This is a genomic window from Kitasatospora sp. MY 5-36, assembly GCF_001182915.1.
Lineage (GTDB): Bacteria > Actinomycetota > Actinomycetes > Streptomycetales > Streptomycetaceae > Kitasatospora.
In genome coordinates, this window is sequence record NZ_LFVW01001443.1 from 1 (window position 1) to 542 (window position 542).

Here is a 542-nt window from a genome sequence, read left to right on the forward strand (position 1 = left end):
GGCGCGCCTGGTGCCGGGGGTCGACCCGGCGGTCTTCCGACCGGCCGCCGAGGACTCCGTCGGGGAGGCGTCCGCCGCCCCGGTGGTCCTCTGCGTGGCGCGGCTGGTCCCGCGCAAGGGCCAGGACGTGCTGATCCGCGCGCTGCCCGCGATCCGCCGGGCCGTGCCCGGGACCACCCTGGTACTGGTCGGCCGGGGCCCGGACGAGGACCGGCTGCGGGGCCTCGCCCTCCGCCTCGCCGAGCCGGGCAGCGTGGTGTTCACCGGCGGCCTCGACCACGCCGCGACGGCCGTCCACTACGCGGAGGCGGACGTCTTCGCGATGCCGTGCCGCACCCGCCGGCTGGGCCTGGAGGCCGAGGGCCTCGGCATCGTCTTCCTGGAGGCGGCCGCGGCCGGCCTCCCGGTGGTGGTCGGCCGCTCCGGCGGCGCCCCGGACACCGTCCTGGACGGCGTCACCGGCGCGGTCGTCAACGGCCGCGCGCCCGCCGAAGTGGCCGCCGCCCTGACCCGGATCCTGCTCGCCCCGCCCGCCGAGCGCG

At 79.9% G+C, this 542-nt stretch carries 1 protein-coding gene; it reads left to right on the forward strand.

Annotation, left to right across the window (positions count from 1 at the left end; all coding sequences use genetic code 11):
* On the forward strand, nt 1-542 hold a 542-nt coding region (locus AE652_RS42855), incomplete at both ends, for a glycosyltransferase family 4 protein (protein ID WP_049661828.1).